Source organism: Longimicrobium sp. (assembly GCF_036387355.1).
Taxonomy (GTDB): Bacteria; Gemmatimonadota; Gemmatimonadetes; order Longimicrobiales; family Longimicrobiaceae; genus Longimicrobium.
Genome location: NZ_DASVTX010000487.1, coordinates 1 through 6,217, shown reverse-complemented (window position 1 = coordinate 6,217; position 6,217 = coordinate 1). Strand labels below are relative to the sequence as shown.

Here is a 6,217-nt window from a genome sequence, read left to right as displayed (position 1 = left end):
GCGGGCGCCCCTCGCCGTACTCGGGTCCGGGACAACCCTCCCGTGCGCGACGTCTTCTACAGGGTGCAGATGTTGGGGCAGGTGTCGTCGTACACGGTGATGCACGCGTGTCGCAGCTCATTCCCCCGCAGGTCTCGTCGTGCCCCAGCCGCGACCAGTCGTGGCCGCGGACGGTGCCGCGGGTGGCGCGTTCCGTACGCGCGGGCTCGAACGTCTCCACGGTGAGTGACTCCAGCTTCAGCTTCTTCATCGCTGTCTCCGTGTGATGGTGGCCGGCAACGAATCGTGATCGCCCGCAGGGCCGACGCAAGCCCGTCCGCCTTCACGGCGCGTAATGGATGTATCGTGTCGGATTCGGTGTGCGTCACTGGTGGCGTGCGTGCAAACCCGGCATCGCGATCACAACGGGCGCGGGCCGCCGGACATCTTGCCCGGCCTCCCGCGCTCGTTTCAGCACGTGTAGGATGTCGGCGCGTAGCAGATGTCGCAGCTGTCGCCCCGGCACGTCTTGTTGTCGGTGAACCGGGGATCGCCGCAGATCACCTGGCAGCTGTCGCCGTAACAGGTGTAGCACGTTTCGGGATAGCTGATCGGGCACTCCGGGCAGGTGGGGCCCGTCCTGGGATCGGTGCGCGTCGTGTTCGTGTCCACGTCCGCGCGGCCGAACACGGTGCCGCCGTGGCGCGGATCGTCGTCCCGAGGATGGAACGACTGCACGGTCAGGCTCTCGACGCGCAGCTGCAGCTTGGGCATGGCGATCCTCCGGTGTGAACGGGTGGATGCGGCGGTCCGCGCCGGGCCGCCCGGCGCGGACCCCGAATGAATTGCGTCGGGAAGCGTGTGCGTCAACGGTGCTGCGCGTGCACTCCTTGTACGCGGCGAGCGCGCCGCAAGGGTTGCGGCGCGGGGCTGCCCGCCGCAGGTTTCCGCCGGATCGCACGCCCTGTCCGCACAACGCCTGGAACGCTGATGCGCTACTTTGTTACGATCGCCGGACGCGAGGTGGAAGTCGACCTGACCGGCGCCACGCCCGTGGTGGACGGCACGCCCGTGGAGGCGCAGCTTTCCACGCTCCCCGGCACGCGGACGCGGCACCTGCTGGCGGGCGGCCGCTCGTACGCGTTCGCCGTACACGCGGGGGACCGCAAGGGCCGCTGGCAGCTGAGCATCGGCGCGGACCGCTTCGTCGCCGACGCCGTGGACGAGCGCACCCGCGCCATCCGCGAGATGACCGGCACCGCCGACGACGCGGCTGACAAGACAATCCTGGCCCCCATGCCCGGCCTGGTGCTCAAGGTGGAGGTGGAGGTGGGGCAGACGGTGCGCGCCGGCCAGGGCGTGGTGGTGGTGGAAGCGATGAAGATGGAAAACGAGCTCAAGGCCCCGGCCGACGGCGTGGTGGCCAGCATCGCGGTCGCGCCCGGGCAGACGGTGGACAAGGGCGCGGTGCTGATCGTGCTCGAATAACAGAAAGTGCCCAGTGCTCAGTACCAAGGGCCCAGACATGTTCGGCACTTGAACCTGGGCACTTGAACCTGGGCACTGGGCACTTCTTTCCAGGCACTGGGCACTTCCATCTGGACACTGCAGTTCCTCCTCACCCCATCATCCGAGTTCCCATGTACCGCCGTATCGACGACTTCATCAGCGACTGGGCGATGGATTCCAAGGGCACCGTCAACGTGTTCTCGCATTTGACGGATGAGTCGCTGAACCAGCGCGTGGGGCTGTCCGCCGGCCGCACGCTGGGGCGGCTGGCGTGGCACATCACCGAAACGGTGCGCGAGATGATGGAGTCGGCCGGGGTGCCGGGCGTAACCGGGCCCGAGCAGCACTCGCCCACGCCCACCTCCGCCGCCGAGATCACCCGCGCCTACGAGGAGTCCGCCGCCTCGCTCCCCGCCGCGCTGCGGGCCGCGTGGACGGATGACGTGCTGGATGAGTACGTGCCCATGTACGGCCAGCAGTGGAAGCGCGGCACGGTGCTGTCCGCGCTGATGCTGCACCAGGCGCATCACCGCGGCCAGATGACCGTGCTGATGCGCCAGGCCGGCCTGAGCGTGCCCGGCGTGTACGGCCCCGCCGCGGAGGAGTGGGCGGCCATGGGCATGCCCGCGCTCCCCTGACCGCTGGCGGAGGTGGATGACGGGAAGGGGCCGCACCGGACGTTCCGGTGCGGCCCCTTCTGCGTATGCGAATCGCCGGGCCCGCGCCCGACTGATCGGTGTGCAGGCACCCGATTGCGCCCGCACGTGGCCTGACGCGTTCCGCACGCCGGCGGCTCTCCCCCGCACCCTCTTTCGTATCCATGATCCATTGGTCGGCTTTGAACGCCGCGTTGCCGGAGCGGCGCTGGTGGATTTCGAGGACGCGGGTGTTCCAGGTCGTCGGGCCGCCGCGGCCGGGCGACGCCGCGAACCGGATGTTCGGCATGGCGATCATGGCGCTGATCGCGGCGAACGTGCTGGCGGTCGTCCTCCACTCCGTCCCGGAACTCGAGGCGCGGTTCGGCCGGGAGTTCCACGCGTTCGAGGTGTTCTCGGTCGCCGTGTTCGCGGCGGAATACCTGGCCCGCCTGTGGTCGTGCGTGGAGGATCCGCACTACCGGGGCGCCCTGCGCGGCCGGCTCCGGTTCGCGCTGCGCCCGCTGGTGCTCATCGACCTGCTCGCGGTGCTGCCCTTTCTGGTGATGGTGGCGCCCGTGGACCTGCGCGTGCTGCGTGCGGCGCGGCTGTTCCGCCTGGTGCGGCTGCTCAAGATGGGACGGTACATCACCGCGCTCGCGCTCTTTCGCACCGTGCTGCGGCAGAAGCGCGAGGAACTGGTCCTGTCAGTCGCGTTCATGGCCGTGCTGCTGGTCGTTTCGTCATCCATCATGTACTTCGTGGAGAACGGCACCCAGCCGGACAAGTTCTCCAGCATTCCCGAAAGCATGTGGTGGGCGGTGGCCACGCTCACCACCGTGGGCTACGGCGACGTCACGCCGGTGACGCCGCTGGGGCGCATCGCCGCGGGGCTGATCTCCATCGTGGGCATCGGCCGGTTCGCGCTCCCCACCGCCGTGCTGGGCGCCGGCTTCGTGGAAGCGGTGCAGGCCCGCCGGGAGGCACCCGCGTGCCCCCACTGCGGCGGAGCGCTGCGCTGAGCGCTGTCCATCACACATGCAGCGTGGCTGATCCGGAACGAATTCCCGCGCTGTAGGAAAGCGTCATCCCTGCCCTCACGCGAAGGTGGCGGGACGTGCGGCAGGAGGATGGGCGGATCTCCCTTCCCTCGTTCTTCTCCGCGTTTTCGCGCGAGGCTTCGGTTCTTTCGCCCGACGCTCAGAACCGCACCGTGGCGCCCAGGCGCACCGCGCGGGGCGGGACGCGGTCGCGGACTGCGCGGTAGAAGCCCGTCTCCAGCCCCGCCTGGTCGCTGTCCACGGAGTAGTTGAGGCCCTGGTTCACCGTGGTGTTCCACGCGGTGGGCGTGTCGTGGCCCAGCACGTTCACCGCATCCACCTCCAGCACCCATTCCGCCACGCCCGTCCGCACCCCGCGCTCCAGGTGCAGGTCCAGCTGCACGCGCTCCGGGTACGCCTCGGCGCCGCGCTTTTCCACGAACACCGGCTGGCCGTTCACCGGAAACAGCAGGTGCGACGAGAGCGTTGCGCCGCTCGGCACGTTGTAGCGGTACAGCGACGGCGAAAGCTCGAACCGCGGCGTGTAGCGGTCCCCCGCGGCCCACGAAAACAGCAGGCCCCCGCGGAGCGATGCCGGCAGGGCGCCGTACACCCACGTCTTGATCTCGGCCACGCTGCTGTTGGGCAGCAGCCCGTCCGCGTTCACGCCCTGGTTGGGGTTGGTGAACTGGCCGGCCATGTAGTCGCCCGTTTCGTCGTATCCGCCCACGTTGTCCAGGTTGCCCTGCAGCCGCGACCACACCGCGCTGATCACGCCGCCGTACCGGGGATAGCCGAAGCGCACCACGCCCTGCAGCTGGTGAAAGGTGCGCCGCGCGCCCGGCGCGTTGGTGATCGCCAGGTCCGGATCCCAGGTGAGCCGCGTGCGGTCCGCCACGGTGAGCCCCGGCGGCAGCGGCCCGCACTGGCAGTCGTTGGCGATGGCGGTCAGGTACTCGATCAGCACGTTGTTGGGGATGTACACCCGGTCCAGCCGCAGCCCGCGACCCAGGTACTCCACCCCGGGCACGCCCACCCCGTCGAACGCCGTATAGTTGGTGGCGGCGTTGCGGTCCACCAGCGCCACCATGTTGCGGTTGCGGCGGTTCACGTACACCAGCTCGGCCTTCCAGAAGCGCCCCAGCTGCTTTTCGCCGCCGAGCACGAACTCGTCCACGTGCGGCTGGCGGTAGTCCGGGTCCACCGGCCCCGTCTGGTTCAGCCGCACGGACTCCTGCAGGCGGAACCCGCCGCTCTTTGCCAGCAGGTCGCGCTCGGCCTGCGTGTAGCGCTGGTTTACGTCCGTGAGCCGCCCATAGTGGTACCACGTCTCGCGGTCGCTGAACACACCGCCGCCCTCCACCCGCTCGTAGAACTGCGCGAACATGCTCTGGTGGTAGCGCCCGGCGTGCGCCTTGACCACCAGGTCGTTGCGCCCCGTCACGTCCCAGGTCGCCCCCAGGCGAAAGTCCGGCGCCGCGTCCTGCATGGCGCGAAAGCGGGCGCCCTCACCGCCCGCGGGGGTGATGTACCCCTGCCACCAGCCGTACCGGATGCCGGGCGCGAGGGTGAAGCGCGGCCCGATTTCCACGTTGTCCTGCAGGTACAAGGCGGCGTTGCGCACGTCCGCGTGCAGGTTCACCTCGCCGCCCCACTCGCTGGGCACCACGCCGCCCCAGGTTGCCGCGTCCGCGGGATTGAAGCGCGAGTAGTTGCGGCCGAACGAGGGGCGCCACGTCATCCCGCCGTTGCGCAGCCGCTGGTCGATCCAGCTTCCCTGGCTGTACTCGCCCCCGGCCTTGAGCGCGTGCCGCATCCCCCCGCGCTCCAGCGCCCAGGTGAGCGACGACTGCACCGTGGCGGAGGAGGGCGCCTGCCGCGTGCGGAAGGGGGCGTTCAGAAAGGTGGGCTGAAAGCGGTTGGTGCCGTACAGCACCACCGCGGGCCGGTCGTCGCCGGCCAGCGGCTCGCGGCGCTCGTCGCGCGAGAACGCCGCCGCGGAGATCTGAAAGGTGCGCCCCGCGCCCAGCAGCCGCTCGTACCGCCCGTTGGCGAACGTCGTGGGCGCCTCCAGGCGTGACAGGGGCTCGGCCTCGTATCCCGTGCTGGCGAAGGCGTCGGAGGAAAGGTTCAGGTACCCGCCGGACACCGTCAACTGGTCGCGCGCGGTGGGCTGCCACGCGAGCTTGCCGAACGCCTTGCGCTCTTCGCGCTCGATGGGGAAGGGTGCGTAGAAGCCGTCGCGGGTGATCAGGTTGTTGGGGACGCGGTCCTCCCGCGCGATGTACTGGCCGCCCAGATAGTAGAACAGGCGGTTGCGCACCAGGGGGCCGCGCACCTCGCCCTCCACGTCGTAACGCGACCGCGTTTCGGCGGCCACATCGTAGCGCCGCAGGTTGCTGGCGGTGAGCGGCGCGGCGTTGGCCCTGACGCTGAGCTCGCCCTGGAAGTCGTTGGTGCCGCTCTTGGTGACCAGGTTCACCACCCCGCCCTGAAAGTTGCCGTACTCCGCGGGCGCGCCCAGCCCGCGCACCTGCACGGCCTCCAGCCAGTTCAGGCTGGGCTGCACCAGGTCGCCGCCCACGCCGGGGTGGTTGGCGGCCAGCCCGTCGATCTGGTACTGGTTGGCCTGCGCCGTGGCCCCGCCAAACACCTGCGCGCCGCGCGCCCCGGGCGTCAGCGCCACCGCGGCGGAGGGGACCGCGGCCAGCGGCAGCAGTTCCAGCGCGGTCTCGGTCACGCGCGTATCGAACCCCGTCTGGGTGCGGTCCAGCGACACGTCATTGTCCGACACCACCGTCACGGTGTCGATGATGATGGGGCGTGCAGTGATTACGAAGTTCTGCTCCAGCACCTCGCCGGGCGCCAGCAGAATCACATCCCGCCCGGTGTTGTATCCCGAGCGGCGGATGGCGACGGTGTAGCGGCCCGTGGGGAGCCCGGTGATGCGGTACGCGCCGGCCGCGTCCGTACGGGCGTTGCGGCGCAGCGTGCCCGGCGACTCGTTCAGGTCCACCAGCGCGGACGCCACGGGCGTGCCGGTGGCGTCCGTCA

At 70.0% G+C, this 6,217-nt stretch carries 6 protein-coding genes; 3 read left to right on the top strand and 3 right to left on the bottom strand.

Going from position 1 to position 6,217, the window contains the following annotated elements:
* Positions 1-250 (bottom strand): hypothetical protein (locus tag VF665_RS20880; RefSeq protein WP_331055401.1); only part of this gene is annotated, 250 nt, incomplete at its 3' end.
* A 200-nt stretch (positions 251-450) separates the two neighbouring features.
* Positions 451-753, bottom strand: coding sequence for a hypothetical protein (locus tag VF665_RS20875; RefSeq protein WP_331055400.1), 303 nt, complete (start codon positions 751-753; stop codon positions 451-453).
* Between the two features lie 216 nt (positions 754-969).
* Between VF665_RS20875 and VF665_RS20870 the strand changes: the two genes are divergently transcribed.
* From VF665_RS20870 to VF665_RS20860, 3 genes are all read left to right on the top strand, one after another.
* A complete protein-coding gene (locus VF665_RS20870) occupies positions 970-1,467 on the top strand; it encodes an acetyl-CoA carboxylase biotin carboxyl carrier protein subunit (protein ID WP_331055399.1) in 498 nt (165 codons plus the stop codon).
* 152 nt (positions 1,468-1,619) lie between these two features.
* Positions 1,620-2,126, top strand: a complete 507-nt coding sequence (locus VF665_RS20865; protein WP_331055398.1) for a DinB family protein — start codon at positions 1,620-1,622, stop codon at positions 2,124-2,126.
* Between the two features lie 305 nt (positions 2,127-2,431).
* On the top strand, positions 2,432-3,145 hold the full coding sequence (locus tag VF665_RS20860) for an ion transporter (protein WP_331055397.1): 714 nt from the start codon (positions 2,432-2,434) through the stop codon (positions 3,143-3,145).
* 178 nt (positions 3,146-3,323) lie between these two features.
* Here the strand turns inward: VF665_RS20860 and VF665_RS20855 are convergent.
* The coding region (locus tag VF665_RS20855; RefSeq protein WP_331055396.1) for a TonB-dependent receptor at positions 3,324-6,217 on the bottom strand (2,894 nt) is incomplete at its 5' end.